Source organism: Ectobacillus panaciterrae DSM 19096, assembly GCF_000430785.1.
Classification (GTDB): domain Bacteria; phylum Bacillota; class Bacilli; order Bacillales; family Bacillaceae_G; genus Ectobacillus; species Ectobacillus panaciterrae.
This window is the reverse complement of sequence record NZ_KE387246.1, coordinates 75,550-99,170: the sequence shown is the minus strand read 5'-3', so window position 1 is coordinate 99,170 and position 23,621 is coordinate 75,550. Positions and strand designations below refer to the sequence as shown.

The following is a 23,621-nucleotide window of genomic DNA, read 5'->3' as shown; positions in this document are numbered from 1 at the left end:
GAAGGTAACTCGAAATATTCGAATTACCCATTAAAACTTAGCGCGAACCTCCTGAATAGGCCAATAGCGCAAGTCTACCTTACCGACAATTTGACTAATGTGGACGAATCCGAAATGCCGGCTGTCCCAGCTCCCGAGGCGGTTATCGCCAACCACGAAAACAGAGTCTTTTGGAACTGCTTTTTTATCAGTCAATTCCTCCAGCTTAAAATCTCCGGTTAGCTGACCGCCTGCAAGCTGTTTTTTGTATGCTTCCAAATACGGCTCTTCCATAAAGTAACCATTCACGTACAGTCGGTCGTTTTTATATTCAATTCGATCGCCAGGAAGTCCGATAATACGCTTTACGTAATCTTCTTCCTTGTTTGCATGAAATACAACAACATCAAATCGATGCAACTCGCCTACTTGATAGCCGACCTTATTAATAACAAGGAGGTTACCATCTTGTAAGGTAGGCATCATCGACTTTCCTTCCACTACATAAGTCGAAAAGAAAAAGGTCCGAAAGAAAACAGCCAACACAATACCAATTCCGATTGTTTTTATCCATGCCATGCTTTCGCGCTTCCAACTCTCCTTCACAAGCCTCTCCCCCATTCAGGCAATCAATATGAAGTGTTCTCCGCCATTTTGCTTTCTGTTTTTGTACGGATTGCAGCGAATGAATGTTATTCTTTTCCCAGTTCCATCCTTACTTCGAGCTTCTTCCCGACGTACCAAAGAATGAATATAATAAAAGCAACTAGCAATGTTTTAAACGGCTTATGAAGGAATGATAAAAGATCATAGCCGATATAGCTGATACCAAAAATCATGACGACCTTTCCAAGCATAAGCGCCAGCATAAATTGCTTTTTGCTGATTTTGGAAAGTCCGGCCACCACATTAATCAATGCAGACGGCGAAAAGGGCAAGCAAAACAGCAGAAAAATAGGTCCAAATCCTTTTCGCTCCACCCAAGTCATTGACTTTCGCACTTTCGGATGACGGTTTACAAAAGAAAAGAAGCGATGCTGCCCAAAGCTTCGGATTAGTACGAACAAAAGCAATGACCCTAAGCATGAACCAAGCCATGAATAAAAAAATCCGCCCCAGAGACCATACGCTGCCGCATTTGCCATAATGAACGCAAACAGCGGCAAGAATGGAAAGAATGCCTCCAGCATCGGAAGGAAAATGCCGGCCAGCGGTCCGTAATCCCGATAGCTCTCCAGCAAATCCCGCATATTTTCAATCGTAAAATATTCTCGCACTGCCTCAAAATCCATGTATACAACATGCTCCTTCTCGTCCATTTCTTTCTATTGTACCATTGTTTATTCAAATCCTTAAGTAATTCACTTCAGCAGTGACTGTATGTTTTAATTTCCATGCAAGGGTGTAAATTCCTTTTTTATAACATGAAAAAGCCGATGTCCAGAAGACATCGGCAGGAACTCACTCATCCCATTTCGCAGCGTACACATCTTGCGCCGCGGCATGTTCAAATATCTCATGAGATCGTATAAATTCAAAGGTTTGTACAGTTTTTCTTTCTTTTAAACCCTCAAATGCGGAACGAAGCTGTGCAGTACGATTTCGCTGATTATTAAAAGAGTTTTGGGAGATTGCAAGCTTGATTGTCTTATCGTTGCTGAATTTGATCAGAAGGTTATTATGTGGGAGATCTTTGCTTCTTACGACATGAGAATGGGAAAGCCATGCGCATTCTTCTCGTGTGTAGGACAAAGTTGAAAAAAAGTATAAGTTATCTGCAGGGCTGATACAGATAGGCGCTTTATGGGTCACATCGATTAATTCTTTCGTCCCCTCTTTTCTTCCGTAAAAGCTTGATCCATAAAAAAGGCAGCTTTGCTCGATAATTTCAATGGGCTTTTTGAAAACTAAAATTTCCTCCTCTTCTTCTATTATTTTTGAGATTATTTGATTATCCTTCGTAACCAGCGGGAGAATTGCCATTGTTTTACGGTTCACAATATAATCTTGTCCACATTTTTCCATCTTAACTTTCATGTTTGTCGCTCCTTTTCTTAAAATAGAATTAAAACATCTTCCACATGGAAAATTATACTATTTTTCTTTCTTTATCGACTTGGATTTTCAATATTTTTACATTTTTATAACAAAATATAACAATTAAAGAAAGCTGAATAGAAAAAAGACCGGCTCATACAAGGTTTTTCTGAACCCTTTGAGCCGGTCTTTTCCATCTATTTACTTCGCAAACTGCTCCTCTTCCGTAGACCCTTTCAGCGCAGTCGTAGAGGATGTTCCGCCTGTAACCACCTGTGCCACTTGGTCGAAGTACCCTGTACCTACTTCACGCTGGTGACGTGTTGCGGAGTAGCCGTACTGTTCTGCTGCAAATTCAGCTTGCTGCAGCTCGGAGTATGCTGCCATGCCGCGCTCTTTGTAGCCGCGCGCCAATTCGAACATACCGTAGTTTAAGGAGTGGAAGCCCGCAAGCGTTACGAATTGGAACTTGTAGCCGTACGTTGCGATTTCTTTTTGGAAGTTCGCGATCGTTTCATCGTCAAGCTTCTTCTTCCAGTTGAAGGAAGGAGAGCAATTGTATGCAAGCAGTTTGCCAGGGAATTTCTCATGAATTGCATCCGCGAAGCGTTTTGCATCTTCTAAGTTCGGCTCGGATGTTTCACACCATACTAAATCTGCATAAGGTGCGTATGCAAGTCCGCGAGCGATCGCTTGGTCAAGACCCGCATGAGTGCGGAAGAAGCCTTCTGCTGTTCTTTCACCTGTGATAAACGGCTGGTCAACCGGATCTATATCGCTTGTAATCAGATCTGCTGCATCAGCATCTGTTCTTGCAACGATGATAGTCGGTACGCCCATCACGTCTGCAGCTAGACGCGCCGCGATCAGGTTGCGTACTGCTGTTTGCGTTGGCAGCAATACTTTTCCGCCTAAATGGCCGCATTTCTTTTCAGAAGAAAGCTGATCTTCAAAGTGTACACCCGCAGCTCCCGCTTCAATCATGCCTTTCATTAATTCAAATACATTTAACTGTCCGCCAAAGCCGGCTTCTGCGTCCGCTACAATCGGTACGAAATAGTCTATATCTCCGCTTCCTTCCATATGCTGAATTTGATCAGCGCGCTGAAGCGTTTGGTTAATGCGCTTTACAACAGCCGGCACGCTGTTTGCCGGATATAAGCTTTGGTCCGGATACATATGGCCCGAAAGGTTTGCATCTGCCGCTACTTGCCAGCCGCTTAAGTAAATGGCTTTCAATCCCGCTTTTACTTGCTGCATCGCTTGGTTTCCTGTAAGTGCGCCCAGTGCATTAATATAGTCTTCCGTATGAAGAGAGTCCCAAAGCTTTTCTGCGCCGCGGCGGGCCAGTGTATGCTCGATATCAATAGAACAGCGAAGACGAACTACATCCTCTGCAGAATACGGACGCTCAATACCGTTCCAGCGTGCATCTAATTCCCAGCTCTCTTGCAACTTTTGTACTCTTTCGTCTCTCATTTCAATCCATCCCCTTTTTATAGTTATATAGAATATGGTACTTTACAGCAATTCATAGCCCGGCAATGTAAGAAACTCTACAAATTCATCATTGCGCACTAAATCGGTAAACAGTTTGGACGCCTGTTGCAATTTATCTGACGCAAAATCCGCCTCACGCTTGATTTTTTCCAATTCTTCTTCTTGATATCGGTCCACAATCTCAAAAGTAATCTTTGTGCCGTCTTCCAGCTTTCCTTCTGGATGGCGAACCCATTGCCATACTTGAGCGCGGGAGATTTCTGCTGTCGCAGCGTCCTCCATCAAGTTATGAATTGGTGCAGCTCCTCTTCCGCTTAACCATGATGCAATATATTGAATGCCAACATTGATGTTGGTGCGTAAGCCCTGTTCTGTAATTGTGCCAGCAGGTACTTTCAGTAAGTCCGCTTCTATCACATGCACATCTTCTCGTTTTCTATCAATCTGGTTCGGGGTCGTCATAATGCGGTCAAACACCGCAAGCGCAACTGGTACAAGCCCCGGGTGGGCAACCCATGTCCCATCGTGTCCGTTGTTTGCTTCTCTCTCTTTATCGGCGCGCACCTTCGCATACGCTTCTTCATTTGCTTTTGGATCGTTCTTAATCGGAATTTGCGCTGCCATTCCGCCCATAGCCGGTGCGTTGCGGCGATGGCACGTTTGAATTACGCGCAGACAGTATGCTTCCATAAACGGAACTGTCATCGTCACTTGCGCACGGTCAGGAAGGAGAAATTCTGGGTGCTTCGCAAATGTTTTCAAGTAGCTGAAAATATAGTCCCAACGGCCGCAGTTCAACCCTGCGGAGTGATCGCGCAGCTCATACAATATTTCATCCATTTCAAATGCCCCGTGAATCGTTTCCAAGAGTACCGTCGCTTTGATTGTGCCGTTTGGAATGCCGATATACTCCTGTGCATACACGAACACATCATTCCAGAGTCTTGCTTCTAAATGGCTTTGCAGCTTCGGCAAATAAAAGTACGGCCCGCTTCCCTTTTCAATCAGCGTCTTGGCATTATGGAAGAAGAATAAACCGAAATCGAACAGGCTGCCGGACATTTCTTCTTCGTCCACAATCACATGTTTTTCATTTAAATGCCAGCCTCTTGGTCTTACCATAAGCACCGCTTTTTTTTCATTCAACCTGTATTCTTTTCCGTTTGGGTTAGTAAAGGAAATTGTCCCGTTCACTGCATCGCGCAGATTGATTTGTCCATCCAAGTTATTCTCCCATACAGGAGAGTTCGCATCCTCAAAATCTGCCATAAACACGCGCGCTCCGGAATTCAGCGCATTGATAACCATCTTGCGGTCTACAGGACCCGTAATCTCTACGCGGCGATCCTGCAGGTCTTCCGGAAGCGGCGCAATCGTCCATTCGCTGTTTCGAATATGCTCAGTCTCCGGTAAAAACCTTGGGAACGCCCCCTTGTCAATCTGCTCCTGCTTCTCTTTCCGCTTTGCCAGCAGTTCTTGGCGCCGTCCATTAAACTTCTCGTGTAGAGATTTAACAAACTTCAGTGCCTCTGGCGTCAAAATTTCAGAGTAAGCAAGAGAGATCTCTCCTTCTATCGTTACTCCTGACGTTTGTGTCGGCATATAAGCATCCCCTTTCTGTTTTATAACAGTTTAACTTTTATATTTATATTATATAACAAACTTTCAGAAAAGGAAGGTATTTTTTGAATTTTTAAGAAAAATATACCAGAACCTGTCTAAGGACAAATGAAAACGCTTTCTAAATACTATGATAAGTGTAAAAAGAAGCATAAGTTGGCCAGAACAGCCATCTTATGCTTCTTTTAGTTTACGGTCAACTTATGCTTCCCATATATAGCAAAGGAGCCTGTTTATTTAAATAGGCTTCTTTACATAACCAAGATTATCGGCAGTGCTATTTCTTTAGTAACTTTTCTTGATTCTCAATAATTTTATCTAGTTTTTTCTCAATTTGATTTAAAGATGCTGCTTTATTTGATTGATTTCTTAGCAACAACCTTACAAATAAAGTAAGTGAGACAAAAAACAAGCTGATTAGGAGAAAGACAAATAATTGATAAATTACTGTTCCTATAGGCATATTGATTTCTGATCCTCCTATCTACTTGACACAATCAGTTTTATCGGGAGTTAAATACAATTATTACCGGCGTTGCCTAGCTACTAATATTTTTATAATAAAATACAAAGCAACAATACCAACCGCGGCAATAGCAAATTTATTAACATAAGGACCTGCAATTACATTAATATCTTTCCACTTTTCTCCAAGAGTTTGACCTAAATAGATAAATAACATCGACCAAGGAATAATAGCAAGTGTTGTAAGGGTAATAAATCGGACATGTGACATCTTAGCAATACCTGCAGGAATTGAAATCGCATGACGTACAAAAGGGATAAAGCGTGCAGTAAAAATAACACCTGTCCCATATCTATTAAACCAGGATTCCGCATGGTTAATATGTTTCTCTTTAATAAAGATGTATTTTCCATAACGCTTAAGGGCGGGTCTCCCCCCGTATCGTCCAATCCAATATATAAAAAGTTGTGCTAAAACTCCTCCTATAGTACCAAATAAAACTGCACCCCAAAACGATATACGTTCTGATGAAACCAAATAACCAGCATAACTGAGTATAATTTCACTTGGAATAACCTCAATCATTAATCCAAGCATAACCCCCCAGTAACCAAGTCCTTCTAAAAAGACTAGAATTGAATGAATAAAATTTCCTAGCATTTGAGTTCTCCTATTTTGTAAGTATTAAATTATAGTAATTGGAAATTTTGTAATTTTGAATATAATTCCAATATTTCTATACTATACCATAGGTAACTGATGAATATAAAAATATATATTTTAGGGTTGTGTATTCTATACATGTGAGGTTTACATAACATGACATTATCGGTAGTCAATGTATATAGAAACCTATAAAAATCCCCTCCAGAATCACTTCGCTGGAGGGGATTCCTTGTTCACATAATCGGTGTTATCGGTTAGCGTTAATCCTACTCTGCTTAGATTGACAGAAAAAATATTTAGTAATAATATATAAAGATTGAAAAATTATAAGAAAAATATCTTATAGCCTTGCGTTTAAATTAGATTATACAAGTATAGGAATAAAGGAGGCCGCATCATGTCTGACAACCACAAATATTCAGGATCTTTGCTTGACAAGAGCCGCCGCAGTCTACAAGTTAACTGCGAAAACTGTTTTGGCTTGTGCTGTGTTGCGCTGTCCTTTGCAGCTTCGGCAGACTTCGCGATTGATAAAGACGCTGGCCAGCCTTGTCCTAACCTACAATCAGACTTCCGCTGCGGTGTTCATAAAAATCTTAGACAACGAGGTTTTCGAGGTTGCACTGTTTATGATTGCTTTGGCGCGGGGCAAAAGGTTTCTCAAATCACCTTTGGAGGACTTGACTGGCGAAAAGCCCCAGAAACCGCAAAGCAAATGTTTGAGGTGTTCCCGATTATGCGGCAACTCCATGAGCTGCTGTGGTATTTGACCGAAGCTCTGACGTTGAAGCCAGCCCATTCGATCCACGGTGAACTTAGCTCGGCACTTGATGAGACCGAACGCCTCACTCGTCTCAGTCCCGACTCTCTCGTTGAACTGGACATGACAGCACACTGGGCAGATGTTAATGCTTTGCTCCTACAGACCAGCGAACTCGTACGAGCCGAAGTTCTTCGTCAGCAGAAGGGCCCCGGGGGGCGTAAGAAGACCTACGGCCGAGGAGCTGATCTTATCGGGGCTAATCTCAGAAAGGCTGACCTCAAAGGTGCCAATTTGAGAGGGGCCTACCTTATTGCTGCCGATCTCAGAGGAGCCGACTTGAGAGGGGCTGACCTCATTGGGGCTGATTTCCGAGATGCTGATCTCAGAGGAGCTGACCTCACTGAGAGTATCTTTCTTACCCAAGCCCAGCTCAATGCAGCGAAGGGCGATTCCAACACAAATCTGCCGCCGTCGCTCACTCGGCCAACGCACTGGTCCACTTTAGGAGCATAAAGCGAGCTGGCTTAAGCAGCCCCCCTGTCACTAGGCCATTTAAAAAAGCCTTCAGAACAATCTGAAGGCTTTCTTTGACTTCTTATTCCTTTCCATATTGTTCTAGATATTGAATTCTTTCAAAAATCGTCGGGTGTGTATACAAGAAGAATTTCACAAGCCCCGGCGGATTCACTTGGCTTAAGCTCGTTTTGGACAAGTCTTGAAATGTCGCAACTGCCGCGTTATTATCTCTTGTCATCTCCATCGCATAGTTATCGGCGGCCCGTTCTTCCATCCGCGATACATAATTCGTTACCGGACTTGCCGCAAAGGATAAAATAGACGAGACGAGGAAAAACAGCGGCAGCACAGAAAAGCTTGCTGCTTTTGAAATATGAAACACATCCCCCCATTTGCGAATCGTTCCGTTTATAATGCGGCTGATAAGAAATAAACCGACAAAGGACATCGCAATCTCTCCGGCCATACCCCAATAAATGTGCTTTTTCACATAATGTGCCATTTCGTGAGCCATAATGAACAATATTTCATTATCGCTCAGCTGTTTGAGTGTCGTATCCCAAAGCACAATTCGGGAATTTGAACCGATGCCTGTTACATAAGCATTCAATGAGTTCGTTTTCTCTGACATGTTCACTTCATACACGCGACTGGCCGGTATATTTGCTTGATCCGCAAGCTTTAAAATCTTCTGTTCTAGCTCCTTATTTTGCAGCGGCATAAAATCGTTATGCAGCGGATCTATGAATACAGGCTGAATGAATGTCAAAAAAATAGTAAACGGTACAGATAGCGCCCATGCATACAGCCACCAGCGCTTTTCGCTTTTTTGAATAAGCCAAAGGAGCACAGTTACAATTACAAGCATTAAAGCGAAGTTCACCCAAAAATCGATAACCTGATCCTTCATCCAGCTTGCAGCCGTCTGCGTCGAAATCTTATATGATTTTGACACTTGATACCCGACCCATTGTAAAGGAAGAGACAAAGCTGTAGTCAGCAAGGACAAATAAAACAAATAAATGGCGATTTGCCCAAAGCGTACCTTTGTTGTATCCTTCGCCCACTTTTCAAAGTTCTTTGAAATGCCGAGAACTAAAACAAACAGTAAAACCATCCATTCCAGCGGCGTCGATAAAAAGTACAATACATACTTCGTTCGTGAATAATCCTGGCTGAGCACAAGCTCTTTTGCATTCATAAATGTCGCCGGATCTGCGCTTGAGCCCTTGTATGCCTCAGGTATACCTGCATTCGTTCCGTAAAACAAATACCAGTATATAAACAAGCCAAAACAAACATACAACAATAATGACCAACTTATGACCTTCTTCATGATTCCCCTCCTCGGTGTCCAAACTCTCCGTACTATTATTGTAGTTGTTGTCCAAAAAATTAGAACAAGCAATCCGCAATATTCAATCTCCCTCCTGCTGTTTTATTTCTACTGCCTGGATGATAAAAACGGGAGGGCGATAGCATGAAGAAGCTATACATAACCTTTACCATACTTACTGGATAAAGATAACCGTTTGATTGAAGTGTTCGGTATAGAGGAAAAGGGATTGGATAACACGAAGGCGTTAAAGAAAATTGAAGATACGATGTAAAGAAGAGATCCCTCTCCCGCGGGATCTCTTCTTCTTTACGCCTTCATTTCCTGCCTCAACGCACGGCGCAAAATTTTGCCTGTTGCGTTTTTCGGCAGCTCCTCCAAAAACTCAACAGACGTCGGCACCTTATATTTTGCAAGGTGCAGCGCACAATATACAATGATTTCCTGCGCACTGACTGAAGCATCATTCATTACAGCATATGCTTTGACCGCTTCGCCTAAGTTATCGTCAGGTACACCGAGAACAATTGCTTCCGTAACAGCAGGATGCTTATATAATACTTCTTCTACTTCACGCGGATATACGTTGTAGCCGCCGACAATAATTAAATCCTTCTTGCGGTCTACGATATAAATGTAGCCGTCTTCATCCATGCGAGCCAGGTCACCCGTGTACAGCCATCCTTCACGAAGCGTTGCAGCCGTATCCTCAGACAACTTGTAATACCCCTTCATCACGTTTGGACCACGGACGATTAGCTCTCCTACTTCTCCCGACGCTACGTCCTCTCCCATTTCATTCACAATTTTGTTTTCCACATGCCAAATGCTCGTGCCAATAGAGCCCGGCTTACGAGGACGGTCAAGCGGATTGAAACACGTTACTGGGGAAGCTTCCGATAAGCCGTATCCTTCTGAAACCATGACGTTGAATTTCTTTTCAAAGTTTTCAAGAAGAGCTATCGGCAAGGAAGAACCGCCGGAAATACATAGACGAAGCGTTTGCAAATCTTCTACATTTCCTTCCGGATATTGATACAAGAAGTTGTACATAGTCGGTACGCCTGCAAATACAGTCGCTTCATATGTACTTGCAATACGGAATACTTCTTTCGGACTGAACCCTGGCACGATAAGAACCGTTGCACCGTTTACAATCGGTGCGTTCAACGCTACCGTTAAACAGAACACATGAAACATCGGCAAGGCTGCAATGATTTTATCATTTTCCGTATACTGCAAGTACGAAGCTACATCACTTGCGTTGCTGTAAAGATTGCGGTGTGTAAGCATAGCTCCTTTCGGCTTGCCTGTTGTACCTGACGTATACAAAATGACTGCATTATCCTCGTCTTGCATGTCAGGCATCGGCAAGGAAAAATCTCCTGCTTCTAAAACACTTGTAAACGATTTCATTTTTTCCGTATATGCAATTTCATCTGGTGATGTCGGACAAACGATGATATGTTCTATAAAAGGCAGATTTGGTGCGAGCTGATTCATTACAGGAAGAAGCAGGTCTAAGGTGATAATAGCTTTAACGTCTCCGTTTTGTAAAATGTAGTGGATCTCATCTGGTGCGTAAATTGGATTAATCGGAATGACGGTTGCGCCGACACGCATCGTTCCGTATAATCCGATAACGAAATAAGGCGAATTTCCTACAAGCAATGCGACATGATCCCCTTGCTTTACCCCAAGCTTCGATAAACCGCTTGCAAATTTCGTGACAGCGCCGTTAAGCTCCGCATACGATACGGCTTTTTCTTCAAAAATATAAGCCGTTTTTTCTCCCTTCTTCCTTGCCGTCTCCGATAATGAGTGAACGAGATTCACTGAAGAAGCCCTCCTTTTACAAAAAATTATAAAAATTCTAAATATATTATAATTGAAAGAAAATTAAATAATCAAGTAGAATTCGTTTTCCAGAAAAATAAAAAACTAGCCAAATGTATAAAACGGCTAGTTTTTTATTTTTATTCTTTTAAAAGAATAAGCCGATAAAATCTTCCGTTGCTATATTACCAAAATAACGCTGTACATTTACATCCTTCAGCGCTGTTTCGAATTCCCCTTTGGAGAATTTCTGGCCAGCTAAGCGTTCCTCAATATCTTTTACATCCTCTACACCGAAGAAATCTCCATAAATCTTACATTCTTCCACGATTCCTTTGTTCACTTCCAAGCGAACATCAATTTGACCGACCGGAAAACGATGGGAGTGCTGCACATTAAACTTCGGCGATTTGCCATAGTTCCAGTCCCAATTGCGGTAACGCTCCTGGGACAGCTTATGAATAGCGGCCCAGTCCTCTTCAGTCAGCTCATAAGAAGGAATATCATCTGTATGGAAGATCGTTTTCAATAACAGCTGCTTAAACTCTTCCACTGTGATGGAATCATGTAAAAACTCGCTTATGTTCGCTACGCGGCTGCGAATGGATTTAATGCCCTTTGACTGAATTTTATCTATTTTTACATTCAAGGCCGATACGACGTCTTCAATATGAGAATTAAACAGCAGCGTACCGTGACTGAACATTCTTCCTTTTGTGGAGAACTGCGCGTTTCCTGAAATTTTGCGTCCTTCTGCCAAAATATCATTGCGCCCGCTCAGCTCAGCATGAACGCCGAGCTCGCGAAGCGCTTCAATGACAGGCTCCGTAAATTTTCTGAAGTTATGGAAGCTTTCTCCGTCGTCCTTGGTGATGAAGCTAAAGTTTAAATTGCCAAGGTCATGATACACAGCTCCACCGCCTGATAGTCTGCGTACGACGTGAATACCTTTTTTTTTCACATAATCCGCATTGATTTCTTCCACTGTATTTTGGTTTTTGCCGATAATGATTGATGGTTCGTTAATATAAAACAGCAAATATGTCTCATTAATATCAAGATGCTTCAAACAATATTCTTCAATAGCTAAGTTAATAGTCGGGTCTGTAATTCCTTTATTATCAATATATAACATGCTTTCACCTCATCGGCTCCAAATATACCCGCTGCGTGCAAGCGCAATACGGCCCTCATATACCTTTTTCGCTTCTTCCGCTAAATCAGCGATATTCCCTGCATGGGGCAGGTGCGTCAACAGAAGCTCGCTTACGTTCGCTTCCTTCGCGATACTGCCTGCCTCTGTACTATTTAAGTGCCCTGCACTCTTGCCGTCTTGATGTGCATACATATTGCATTCACAAATCAAAAGGTCTGCACCTTTTGCAAATGAAGCAAGTTGAGGAAGATAGCTTGTATCCGCTGTGTATACAACTGTATTAGTTCCTTCTGTAATGCGCATGGCGAAGCATGGCACAGGATGCATCGTCTTTAAAAACGTGATAGAAAATGGTCCGATTTGCAGCACTTCCCCTGGATCGTACTTTACGCCTTTTGTATATGGTGCATATGTCAGTGAATCAAATCCCTTTGCATCAAGTGCATGACCGTAAATCGGAAGCTCAGGAAGCTTTACGCCGTTAAAGAAGTGAACGAGCCATGCATATTGCAAGACACCGATGTCTGCTACATGGTCATGATGATAATGAGACAGAAGCACCGCATCCAATTCACTTACCTTTATGTATGTTTGCAAATGCGATAATACACCGCTGCCGCAATCAACGAGCAATTGAAATCCGTCATGTTCAAACAAATAGCCCGAGGTTGCTTCTCCCGCTTCAGGATAGCCGCCCCAAAAGCCTACAACTGTTACTTTCATTCGCTCACGTCCTTTCCACTTTCAGTTTTCACACTGCACCTTAACTATAGTCGTTTTTATAGACATTTTCATTATTTTTTAATTTTGTTATAAAACAGTTGTTGACTAAATATAATTGTACTAATACAATGTTAATAACAAAGGAAATGGAGGGATCATTCATGTTACAAAATCCAATGGAGTTTTTCAGAAGCTTGCCGCCTAAGAATTGCTGTACATGCGGAAAAGAAATTGATGAGCAGCATGAGGCATACCATAACCAATGTGAAGAATGTATTCATACGGGAGAATAAGAAAAGCGCAGCACGGGAGAATACCACGCTGAATTCTTTTTAGGTGGGCATAGTGCGCCGTATAGTAACGGTCAAAGCCTTTTAGATGCGCAATTTTATCCTTTCTTATCATTAAAAAAGCCTAGCAGATGTTCTGCTAGGCTAACATTATGACATTTTTTGCTGTAGAACCCTTGATAAGCAGTTCAAGCTCAAATTCATATACTTCTTTTTTATGATATTTTTTCGTTTGAATTTTTTCCATCATCAGGTCGATGACTTTGTGAGCCATCTTGTCAATAGGCTGACAAACTGTTGTAATCGTCGGTTCTGTTATTTCCGATAGCAGCTGATTGTCGAAGCCGACGATAGCCAACTGGTCCGGAACGCTCCAATGATTCCGTTTTGCCTCTGATATAATCCCTGCTGCTACCTCATCCCCCCCGGCAAAGACAGCTGTCGGGATTTTTTTCATTTGTGCAATTTTGTGAAAGACTCTTCTGCCATCTTCAATATCGTAAGCATCCTCGATAAACTCAACAAGCTCCACTTGCAGCTTATGCTCTGCCATAGCGCGCAAAAAACCCATTTTACGGTGCTGTACGACCATGCTTTGCTCGCTTCCGCTGCAGAACAGCAAACGGCGATGCCCTTGCTCAAGCAAGTGCTTCGCAGCTATGTAAGCGCCTTCAACTTGATTGAACTTAACCGTCGGAATATGAGCTTCTTCTGCATACTCATTACATAATACGATTGGCCCGTGATCTAAATACGGCTCTACATGTTCCCACTTATTCTGTAAAGAGCATAAAATGATGCCGTCCACTTGCTTTGTGGAAAGCAGCTGCAAATATTCCAGTTCCTTTTCCAGCAAATAACGTGTCTGACATATAATAAGCTTATATTTATATTCAGAAGCGGCCATTTCAAGTGACTCTATCAATTTACTAAAAAAGGGATTTGTCACCCGAGGGACTAATACAGCAATTGTTTCTGCTTTTTGCTTGCGAAGTCTGCGCGCGGCAGAATTCGGTACGAAACCGAGCGTACTCATGGCAAGAATGACCCTTTTCTTCTTATCCTCAGATACATACGGATGGTTGTTAATTACGCGTGATACAGTTGTTCGGGATAATCCCGCCAACTTTGCCACGTCCTCGATCGTTGGCACAAACCTCTCCCCCTTAAATATGAAAGCGTTTTCCATTTTACATTATATAGGAAATACTATAAATTTTCAATGGCTTGCAGCTTTTTTGTAACATACAAGCATGAAGAAGGCGTTATATTTAGGAATATGACGTCCAAATGTGTTATATTTTTTAAAACAAAAGGATAACGGACGTATGTCTTGCAACACTCCCTCCGATAGCCGAAATGCAAAAAGAGGATATAGGGCACTATGCCATATATCCTCGTTGCTATCTTTTATGCTTGTGCGCCAGCATCTGTACCTGGCTGCACCTTCTTGAAGCAGCGTCTGTGAAGAAGCTGGAAGCATATATTTGTGCAGAAAATACAGCCAAGCGCCCACATCGCCAGCACACCTGCATTATGCCACATAAAGCTGTAGTCTCCGCTTGTGATCACAGCCTTAAAACCGGCTACAGAATATGTCATCGGCACTAACGGACCGAACGCCTGCATCGCTTTGTTCACCATCTCAATCGGATATGTTCCTGCACTTGTAGTTAATTGCAAGATAAGAATGATAATCGCCGCAAACCGGCCGACATCTCCAAACGCAGTAACAAGAAACTGAATAAGAGACAGGAACGCGATGCTTGTGATAAGTGTGAACAGCACAAAACGCGGTTCGCTTTGCACCTTAAAATCAAGTCCGAACAGTACCACTGCGTCAATAATGAGCGATTGCATCACTCCTACAATCAGCAGCACCGTATACTTGCTTGCAAACCAGCGGAAGCCGTTTTTCGGAATTCCTGCCGCTTCACGAAGCGGATAGATTACACTCAATAACAACGCTCCTACATACAGGCCGAGAGAAATAAAGTAAGGCGAAACGCCTGTACCGTAGTTGTCCACCTCACCAAAGCTATGTGTTGTTACTTCTACAGGCTTGGCAAACATATTGTATTTTTCGTCGCTTCCTTTCACTTTTCCCGTCTCATCTGCAGCATCATGAAGCTTGCCGGACAGTTCTCCTGAGCCGTCTTGAAGTTTGCTCATACCATCAGTTAAGTCTGTAGAACCCTTAGCGAGCTGACCTGTGCCGTCTGCAAATTTGTTGGAACCGTCAACAAGCTGAACTGAACCTGCCGTCGCCTCTCCCAGCTTACTGCCAAACAGCTGAAAACCTTGCATGAACTCATTTTGGCCATTTGCCAGATTTGTTGCTCCTTCTGCGAGCTGATGCTGGCCATCGTGTAATTTGCTTACGCCTTCTGCTAATTTCTTATGGCCATCGTTTATCTGTGTTGCACCATTCACCAAACCTGTTGCACCATCTATAATTTTATTTGTATTCTTTGCTAACCCGCTGACTCCCCTTGATACACCTGCAGATCCATCTGCTACTTGTTTACTGCCAGCGTTCAATTGATTTAAAGCTGTTTCGAGTGCGGTTTTCTGATCTTGCGGGAGATTTGGATCACTTAAGAATCGCTGTAACTGTTTAGTAAGTTCAGTAATGCCGTCTTGCACATCTTTTGCTCCTTTAGCAGTTTGTTCAGCAACACTGCTAAGATCGTTGGCCTTACTTTGCCAATCTTTAGCACCGCCTTGAAGTTGGACTGCTCCCGCTTTTAACTGTTCCGACCCTTTCTCTAATTCCGGAACTCTCTGACTCATTTCATCAATACCAGGCAATGTACTATTTAACCCATTACTTATCTTATTCGTACCATCCTGTACCTGAATGGCTCCCGCTTGCAGTTTTTGCTGCCCTTGTTGCAATTGAGATAAACCGCTGCTTAAGTCTGTTGTGCCTTTTTGGAACTCAATGGATTTTTCTGCAAGCGTTTTTAAGTTGTCACGAATTTGTATTGACCCGTCCTTCGCCGCAACTGTCCCGTCATTTAACTTCTTCGCCCCATCGCTCGCTTCTTTCAAACCGTCAGACACCTTCGCCACAGAATTGAACATATCCTCAGCATACGTTTCCGTGATAGTCGCGGACACTTCTTCTTTCATCTTCTCCACAGCGCTGCTGCTAATTTGAGAAGCCAGGAAGTTGTATGCTTTATTCGGAATGTATTCCAACTCCAGATGCTTTGGATGATCATCCATTAGCGTAGTCGCATTTTTCGAAAAGTTTTCTGGAATACGGATTACCATATAATATTTTTGATTCTTCAATCCTTCTTGTGCCTCTTTGTTTGTAACAAAGTGCCATTGAAACGTGGCTTTCTCTTTCAGCTTTTCCACAAAGTCTTTCCCGACAGTCAATTCCTTGCCGTCATGCGTTGCCCCTTTATCAAGGTTTACAATAGCGACAGGAAGATGGTCAAGCTCGCCGTACGGATCTTTAAATGCGTATAGATACACGCCGGCATACAGAAAAGGAACAAACATAATGGCAATCAGAGCGATCAACATCATTCGCTTCTGAAAAATGGCTGCGAATTCGGCTCGCAGCTCTGCAAATCTTCTCATCTTTCTCCCTCCTTTAACAATTGACCACATTGTTCATTTAGTCATTTTTATGATAAGAAGAAGGACTATCTATTTTGACAATCCCTTTAATAAATATAATTCAAACAGCTCTGCGATATGTTTTTTCTCTAAAGGCTTATGATTTTTTTCCCAATCGAAAATCAAAGCAATATACAATCTCACCATGATAAATGCGGTGATCTCCGGGTCGCACTCGCGAATTTCTCCCTTTTCAATCGCTTTTTCCAGTTGCGTACGGATGTACGAAAGAATTGCGGTGTCAAGCTTCTGCATGACTTCCTGTACTTCCGGCGTACCGATTTGCCGTTCTTCTTGAATGAGCTTAATTGTAAGCTGGTGATCCTTGCGAAACTCCAGAATACTATAAATGGCGCGATGCACATTTTCAAAAAACGGTGCATCAGGATCAATTGCTTTATCAGCCACCAGTTTCATTTCCATGATCAAATGAGAGATAATTTCACCAAATAACTCTTCTTTGTTTTTAAAAAAGGTGTAAATTGTTCCCTTTCCGACGTTTGCGAGCTTCGCCACTTGATCCATTGTGGTTGCCTTATAACCAAAGGATGCAAACGACTTTGTTGCCGCTTCTACAACTGCTCTCTTTCGATCTACAGCCAAGTTTCTCACCTCCATAATGACCAGTTGAATAATATAGTCAGTTGGTATGGATGTATATTATCATACGCATTCATAAAGCACAAGATACAAACCTTACATTTTGTTCTTATTTTGTTACTTATTTTTCATCTTATGCTGCCTTCATGACACATATAAAACGGATTATCTATGATTATAGTATAAAATAAATTATACAAATATTGAACGAAACATTTATATACAAATAAATAAAAAAACGTTTATAGTGGGGAGAGATTAAAAGACGTACAGAAGCGGTCAAACCTTTGTAGTGGTTCCTGCAAGGGTAAACCAAAAAGAAGAAACATACCATACTCCCTTTTGGTTGCACATAGCACATGGACATGTCGAAATTTAATTTACTCATATATAGGAGAGAACGTATATATGCAAGAACAACGCATACAAGAAAAGCCCCTGAATTAATAGCTCAGGGGCTTTTCCTTATCAAGAAGCTTTTTTATCTTTTTTCATCTTTTTGAAATCGATTTGTGCCAATACTGGATCATGATCACTGACACGCCCATGCTCATCCATAAACTCAGCATTGATATGAACCGGCTGAATAGCTGTATAAGGCTCTGCATTTTTCGTAACAAGAATATGATCAAGCACTTGTGCGTTTCCATCATGAATATATGTGTAGCGCTGCTCTTTCGGCAATGTTTCCATCATATTTGTCATGATATCTCCTTTTAATGCTTGAAGCGGCTTAGAAAATTCAAAATCATTCATATCTCCCGCTGCTACTACGACTGCATCTTTTTTGCCGGCAACAATGCTTTGCATAAAGCGATTTACTTCTTGCGCCAGCTCGACGCGTTTCGGCTCGCTTCCAAGCACTACAGGCTGAATCTTTCCAAATGGTGATACATCGCCAATTTTAGAGTTCAAATGATTTGCGACTACTACAAAATTTTGATCTTTAAACTTAAACTCTGCAGCAAGAGGCTTTCTCGTATTATCGAAAAGAGGATTGTCCGCCCCGATTTTCATTGGATTTTTCGGCAGAAGGTTCTTCTTATCATTCGACTGCACAAGCTTCACTCGAGTTGGATTATAGAGGAAGCCTACGCGAATATTAGCTCCCGGCGCTCCCCCGTCTTGGTTGTTTTCCGGTGCTAAGTCCACATATTTATAAACAGGCCCTTGATAAGCACAAATTTCATCAATCAATCTCTGTGCGCTCTCCGAAGCATCTGTCGTACCGTCATTAATGGTTCCGTTATTATCCTGCATTTCTTCAACCGCAATAATATCAGGAGTGTTCAAGCTCTCCAAAATAGCAGTTGCTAAACGATGTACTTTCTCATCTGATGTTTGTTCTTTATTCGCAGAGAAGTTTTCAATATTGAATGTTGCCACTGTTACTTCCTCGAATGATGGTTTAAGAGATGTACGCTGCTGCTTCAATCCGCCGTCTTGGAGCATCGGGAGCTCGCCTACAGGAATAACGCGATAGTTCGTGTAATCATATCCGATAACACCTGTAATCTTACCAGCAAACACATCGCCGGCCTTCGTTACAAACGTTCTTCCCGCCTTCACAGAAAGGCGTTCAGGATTTACGTTATCTGCTGAAAGAATAGGCGTGCCCGCGCGCGTGCGAGGCTTAATTGATCCATTATCTACCGCTACATATACATCTCCATATTTTTGCGGGCCTGTTACAACCGCATCATTAATTTCAACAAGCATCCCTTCAAGACTTTCATAAAAGTCAATGGCATCCTCTGCCGGATCAAAGATAGAGAAGGAATCATTATCTACGATTTGATCAGGAATTTTCGTTCCATTTTTTCCAAGCACAACAGCTGCCGGAAGCTCCTTATTAAATTCTTTTACTTCTACGCGGCTTGCTTTCAGCTCAGTAGTTGCTAAATCTGTTTTAAATTTATCTGAATAGCCTTGTCCAATATATTCGTCTACTTGTCCGTCTGTAACGACAACATCTCCCGGTTTTACTCCCGTTTGTTTCTTATACACGTAAATGCCTTCAGAAGTTGCTGCGTCGTCATCCGGCTGCAAATCTTGCATATAAAAGCCGTTAGAATCTGTCGCTGTCACAATCCCCTCTATGTTTCTAACTGTTTTGCCGTTATAAGCAGATACATGCCCTTTTCCCTGAATATCATGGATACGCAGCGGTTTTTCGTTCTTAATTAAGAACGAAAATTCTGCAATTTTAGAAGGAGTTAAACCTTCCTTCATTGCTACAGCTTTCACGACAACATCTTTCTTAATTTCGATTGGAGTGCTGTATATAAGGCTTTGTTCCGTCGGTGTTGTTCCGTCGAGCGTATAATGAATCACAGCGCCCTCTGTAGCTGTAGACAAAGATACTATTGTTCCCGCATCTACAGTTCCGCTGTTCGGATTTGCTTGCACATCTTGCACTTGATTCTGTTGCTGTCCGTCAACGAATTGATAAGCTGTAACCGACTTCAGCCCCGGGCTGCTGAAATATAAATCGAGCGTACCTGTCAAGCGCACTTTTTTTCCTACATTTTCCGGATGATCTTTCACGTTTACCGCTTTGCGAACATCACCTAAAGGAAGCTGTACAGGCATGATTTTCGCAGGATCTGTTTCAGAGGAAGAAGACGCAATGGCCACGTTCGTATCTCCAAATTTTGATGGATCGTTTGTATACTTTGAGGGGTTTGTTGTGTAACCGATAATATATCCCTCAACAACAGCATTCGCTTTCCCTGTGTCTTTAAATTTTTGAATTGCTTCATCGACCGTTAATACTGTTTCTGCTTTAATACTAGGCAAAATAAACGGAAAAACTAAAAGCAGCACGAAGAATGCTGAAAGAAACTTCTTCAAATTTTCTCCCCCTTAAGCAAGGCTATTCCTTTTCCTTGCAAAATTTCCAGTTTTTTAACCGGCCTTTATATAATATCATTCTTTTATAACGAAAAAAGAATATTGTTATAAATTTACAATTTTTTAAAAAACTTAAAATTTGAACATAAAAAGCATCCTTCCGCAGGATGCTTTCGTTTTATAATACAGCTTCTTGCTGCTCAGTTTGTTTAGATAAATATTCGAGAACCTTTTGAACGGAATTTTCACCTTGATCAATGCAATCCGGCAGTCCTGCCCCGCTGTAAGAGCTTCCTGCTAAATATACACCCGGAAGCTCGCGGTCCATAAACGCCTGAAGCTTTGCCATTCTTTGTTTATGTCCGACTGTGTACTGCGGCATCGCTTCTTTCCAGCGGCTTACAACCGCAAATTCAGGTGCAGCATCAATGTCCATCGTTTTCTTTAAATCACGAAGCACAATACCAATAATTTCTTCATCGGATTTTTCTACGATTTCTTCTTCGCCGGGTCTTCCTACGTAACAGCGCAGCAATACTTTTCCTGCAGGTGTTGTATGCGGCCATTTTTTATGCGTCCACGTACACGCAGTAATTGCAAAATCGCTGTTGCGCGATACGACGAAGCCTGTACCTTCAATATCACGTTTGATGGCCTCTTCAGGAAACGCCAAAGCGACATTTGCTACAGTCGTAGCCGGAATCGTCCGGAAAAACTGAAACTCGTTATATTGCGCAAACATGGAAGGCAATGTTTTATGAGGTGCGGCTGCGATAATTGTATCCGCCTCTATTTCTTTGCCGTTGCTTAATGCAATCTTATAAATGCTCTCTATCTTTGTTACCTTTTCCACACGTGTGCTTTTTAAAACGGTTCCTCGTTCCAATCGTTCTTCAACCGCTTCTACTAAAGCTTCCAAACCTTCTGTGAGCGTTTGAAAGATGCCTTTAGGCCGAGCGGATTTCAGCGTCTTTGGAGCTATCGTTTTCATACCGAGCACAATGCTTCTATGCTTTTGTTCCACTTCATGAAACTGCGGGAAGGTAGACATTAAACTCATTTGATCGATGTCTCCTGCATAAATACCCGACAGCAGCGGTTCAATCAAATTTTCTACCACTTGGTTGCCGAGACGTCTCCGAAAGAAATGTCCAAGCGATTGATCGTCTGCCGCTTTGGAGCGCGGCAGCACAAAATCAAAGCCTGCTCTTGCTTTTCCAAGAGGAGAAAACAATCCTGAGAAAAGAAAAGGTGTAATTTGAGTCGGAATTCCCATCATCGATCCTTGCGGAATGCCGTGCAGCTTGTTGTTTACAAGCACATATGATTTTCCGGCCGTATTATTGACAAGCTGATTGCCCAAGCCAACCTCTCGCGCTAAGCGCCCCGCACTTGTTTTCCGCTCTAAAAACGAATCCGGTCCTCTTTCGATAATGAATCCATCATGCTTTTCCGTTTGCACTTTTCCGCCAAGGCGTCCGGAAGCTTCGATCAGCAGCGTTTCAATATCAAGTCCGCGCTCTCGTATTTCTTTTTGCAAATAATAAGCTGCTGTAAGCCCCGTAATGCCTCCGCCGATAATTACTACCTTTTGCGTCACAATCACTTCCTCCTCTTGCTGCTTCTATTCGCAAATTTGAATAGCTTTTTTCATCACTGTTTCTGCCAAGCACTCTACGAACTCTTCCTGTGCGTTCGGCATCTCAGGACGATAATAGCTTGCACCAATTTTATCTGTTACTGCCTTGCACTCGATATCGTTGTCGTATAACACTTCTAAGTGCTCCGCCACAAATCCGACTGGAATGTAAACAAACGCTTTATAACCGTGCTCTTCATGAAGATCAAACGTTAAATCTTGTACATCAGGTCCAATCCACGGGTCTGGCGTATTGCCTGCGCTCTGCCAGCCTACTGCGTAGCGTTCAACACCTGCTGCTTCAACGATAAGCTGCGCTGTCTCTTCCAGCTGCTTTGGATACGGATCACCAAGCGCGATGATTTTCTCCGGTAAGCTGTGCGCAGATACAATTAAAACAGCCTTTGCACGTTCTTCTTCTGTCATTTTTGCATATGTTTCTTTTACTTGATTTGCCCAGTATGCGATAAATTTTGATTCTTTATACCAGCTTTCAATATCATAAATAACCGGACCATCGATTTTTGCCGATTCTTCTTTTGCTCGTCCGTTATAAGATTTTACGCTGAACGTAGAGTAATGAGGCGCCAGCACAAGACTGATCGCTTCTTCAATGCCGTCTTCCTTCATTTGTCCAACGGCATCTTCTACAAACGGTTCGATATGCTTTAAGCCCAAGTACATTTTAAATTCAATATCATCCTGCATTTCATTTAACTTTTGTTCCAGCTTTTCTGCCTGCTCGAGCGTAATTTTGGCAAGAGGAGAAATACCGCCGATTGCACGATATCGCTCTGTCAGTTCTTCAAGCATTTCCGGGCTCGGTTTTCTGCCTCTGCGAATGTGCGTATAATAACGTTCAATATCCTCCTCTTTGTAAGGAGTTCCGTATGCCATAACAAGCAATCCCATTCTCTTTTTCATACTCGTCTCCTTCCTGCTTATTTCTTAAGCTGCTGTGCGGAATATTCATGAATAAATGCAGTTAAACGCTGCAATGTTTCCGGCAAAACCTCCGGGAATACGCCGTGTCCAAGGTTGAAGACATACCCCGGATTCTTCATGCCTTGATCGAGAATCGCTTTCGCGCGCGCTTCGATTTCTTCCCACGGGCAAAGCAAAATAGCAGGATCCAGGTTTCCTTGCACTGCTTTTTGAATGCCGCGTGCACGCGCTTCTTGTATCGACAAACGCCAGTCCAAGCCTACGACATCAAGCGGCAGATCGTGCCATTCGTTTGCCAAATGACTTGCGCCTACTCCGAACATAATAAGAGGCACATTCATTACACGAAGCTCGGAGAAAATACGTTCCATCGTCGGCTTAATATACGTGCGATAATCGGCAACGTTCAATGCGCCTACCCAAGAATCGAAAATTTGGATAGCTTTCGCGCCTGCGTTTATTTGTGCTTTCACATACGTGATTGTCGTATCCGCAAGCTTCTCCATAAGAGCGAACCATGCTTTCGGCTCCGCATACATAAAGGATTTTGTTTTATTATAATTACGGGAAGGGCCGCCCTCAATCATGTAGCTTGCAAGCGTAAACGGTGCGCCTGCAAATCCGATCAGCGGAACCTCCAGCATTTCTTCTGTTAATAACCGGATTGTTTCCAATACGTATGGAACATCGTCTTCCGGATGAATTTCGCCAAGCTTTTCTACATCCTGCAAGGAACGGATCGGGTTGCTTATAACAGGTCCGATTCCGGCTTTAATATCTACATCCACTCCAATAGATGGAAGCGGTGACATAATATCTTTGTATAAAATTGCTGCATCGACGTTATATTGGTCTACCGGAAGCTTCGTTACATATGCACAAAGCTCAGGCTGATGCGTGATTTCAAAGAGAGAATATTTTTCTTTTATCTTGCGGTATTCGGGCTGGGAACGTCCAGCCTGCCTCATATACCAAACAGGCACATAATCAGTTTGCTCCCCTTTGCAAGCCCTTATAAATGTATCATTAAATTGTCGTACCAAAACCCCTGTCTCCCTTC

At 42.5% G+C, this 23,621-nt stretch carries 20 protein-coding genes; 2 read left to right on the top strand and 18 right to left on the bottom strand.

Features of this window, described 5'->3' with window-relative positions:
- Positions 1-30 precede the first annotated feature (30 nt).
- The 7 genes from lepB to uptA form a co-directional block, all read right to left on the bottom strand.
- Entirely contained in the window at positions 31-600 is a 570-nt protein-coding gene (lepB, locus tag H540_RS0122905) for a signal peptidase I (protein WP_425388165.1), read from the bottom strand.
- 71 nt (positions 601-671) lie between these two features.
- A complete protein-coding gene (locus H540_RS0122900; RefSeq protein WP_028402537.1) occupies positions 672-1,271 on the bottom strand; it encodes a TVP38/TMEM64 family protein in 600 nt (199 codons plus the stop codon).
- Positions 1,272-1,440: 169 nt separating this feature from the next.
- A complete protein-coding gene (locus H540_RS0122895) occupies positions 1,441-2,016 on the bottom strand; it encodes a competence protein ComK (RefSeq protein WP_028402536.1) in 576 nt (191 codons plus the stop codon).
- 201 nt (positions 2,017-2,217) lie between these two features.
- On the bottom strand, positions 2,218-3,495 hold the full coding sequence (gene aceA, locus H540_RS0122890) for an isocitrate lyase (RefSeq protein WP_028402535.1): 1,278 nt from the start codon (positions 3,493-3,495) through the stop codon (positions 2,218-2,220).
- A gap of 42 nt (positions 3,496-3,537) precedes the next feature.
- Positions 3,538-5,118 (bottom strand): malate synthase A, encoded by a 1,581-nt coding sequence (aceB, locus tag H540_RS0122885; RefSeq protein ID WP_028402534.1) that lies wholly within the window; start codon positions 5,116-5,118, stop codon positions 3,538-3,540.
- Positions 5,119-5,413: 295 nt separating this feature from the next.
- Positions 5,414-5,599 carry a DUF4083 family protein gene (locus H540_RS0122880; protein ID WP_034671773.1) on the bottom strand — a complete coding sequence of 62 codons (186 nt, stop codon included), beginning with the start codon at positions 5,597-5,599 and terminating at the stop codon, positions 5,414-5,416.
- Positions 5,600-5,662: 63 nt separating this feature from the next.
- A complete protein-coding gene (gene uptA, locus H540_RS0122875; protein ID WP_028402532.1) occupies positions 5,663-6,262 on the bottom strand; it encodes an undecaprenyl phosphate transporter UptA in 600 nt (199 codons plus the stop codon).
- 403 nt (positions 6,263-6,665) lie between these two features.
- Here uptA and H540_RS0122870 point away from each other — a divergent pair, with 403 nt between their 5' ends.
- Positions 6,666-7,544: a pentapeptide repeat-containing protein gene (locus H540_RS0122870; protein ID WP_028402531.1), complete on the top strand. Its 879-nt coding sequence runs from the start codon at positions 6,666-6,668 to the stop codon at positions 7,542-7,544.
- A gap of 82 nt (positions 7,545-7,626) precedes the next feature.
- Here the strand turns inward: H540_RS0122870 and H540_RS0122865 are convergent, their stop codons facing one another.
- From H540_RS0122865 to H540_RS0122850, 4 genes are all read right to left on the bottom strand, one after another.
- Positions 7,627-8,883, bottom strand: coding sequence for a M48 family metallopeptidase (locus H540_RS0122865; RefSeq protein WP_028402530.1), 1,257 nt, complete (start codon positions 8,881-8,883; stop codon positions 7,627-7,629).
- Between the two features lie 309 nt (positions 8,884-9,192).
- Positions 9,193-10,719 (bottom strand): fatty acid--CoA ligase family protein, encoded by a 1,527-nt coding sequence (locus H540_RS0122860; RefSeq protein WP_028402529.1) that lies wholly within the window; start codon positions 10,717-10,719, stop codon positions 9,193-9,195.
- Positions 10,720-10,867: 148 nt separating this feature from the next.
- Complete coding sequence (gene lplA / locus H540_RS0122855) at positions 10,868-11,854, bottom strand: lipoate--protein ligase (RefSeq protein ID WP_028402528.1); 987 nt, start codon at positions 11,852-11,854, stop codon at positions 10,868-10,870.
- Positions 11,855-11,863: 9 nt separating this feature from the next.
- Positions 11,864-12,598: an MBL fold metallo-hydrolase gene (locus tag H540_RS0122850; protein ID WP_028402527.1), complete on the bottom strand. Its 735-nt coding sequence runs from the start codon at positions 12,596-12,598 to the stop codon at positions 11,864-11,866.
- A gap of 161 nt (positions 12,599-12,759) precedes the next feature.
- Here H540_RS0122850 and yhfH point away from each other — a divergent pair, with 161 nt between their 5' ends.
- A complete protein-coding gene (gene yhfH / locus H540_RS32565) occupies positions 12,760-12,891 on the top strand; it encodes a protein YhfH (protein ID WP_081415248.1) in 132 nt (43 codons plus the stop codon).
- Between the two features lie 136 nt (positions 12,892-13,027).
- On the opposite strand, the gene H540_RS0122840 is transcribed toward yhfH, so the two are convergent.
- The 7 genes from H540_RS0122840 to hemE all read right to left on the bottom strand — a co-directional run bounded on the left by H540_RS0122840 (position 13,028) and on the right by hemE (position 23,604).
- Entirely contained in the window at positions 13,028-14,041 is a 1,014-nt protein-coding gene (locus H540_RS0122840; RefSeq protein WP_028402526.1) for a LacI family DNA-binding transcriptional regulator, read from the bottom strand.
- Between the two features lie 257 nt (positions 14,042-14,298).
- Positions 14,299-16,485 (bottom strand): YhgE/Pip domain-containing protein, encoded by a 2,187-nt coding sequence (locus H540_RS0122835; protein WP_028402525.1) that lies wholly within the window; start codon positions 16,483-16,485, stop codon positions 14,299-14,301.
- 69 nt (positions 16,486-16,554) lie between these two features.
- Positions 16,555-17,127 (bottom strand): TetR/AcrR family transcriptional regulator, encoded by a 573-nt coding sequence (locus tag H540_RS0122830; protein WP_028402524.1) that lies wholly within the window; start codon positions 17,125-17,127, stop codon positions 16,555-16,557.
- Positions 17,128-17,592: 465 nt separating this feature from the next.
- The gene (locus tag H540_RS0122825) at positions 17,593-19,977 is read right to left on the bottom strand and encodes a DUF6359 domain-containing protein (RefSeq protein ID WP_028402523.1); all 2,385 of its coding nucleotides are present in this window, start codon (positions 19,975-19,977) and stop codon (positions 17,593-17,595) included.
- A 178-nt stretch (positions 19,978-20,155) separates the two neighbouring features.
- Positions 20,156-21,577, bottom strand: a complete 1,422-nt coding sequence (hemY, locus tag H540_RS0122820; protein WP_028402522.1) for a protoporphyrinogen oxidase — start codon at positions 21,575-21,577, stop codon at positions 20,156-20,158.
- A gap of 24 nt (positions 21,578-21,601) precedes the next feature.
- Positions 21,602-22,540 (bottom strand): ferrochelatase, encoded by a 939-nt coding sequence (hemH, locus tag H540_RS0122815; protein WP_028402521.1) that lies wholly within the window; start codon positions 22,538-22,540, stop codon positions 21,602-21,604.
- Positions 22,541-22,557: 17 nt separating this feature from the next.
- Positions 22,558-23,604, bottom strand: coding sequence for a uroporphyrinogen decarboxylase (gene hemE / locus H540_RS0122810; RefSeq protein ID WP_028402520.1), 1,047 nt, complete (start codon positions 23,602-23,604; stop codon positions 22,558-22,560).
- Positions 23,605-23,621: the final 17 nt, after the last annotated feature.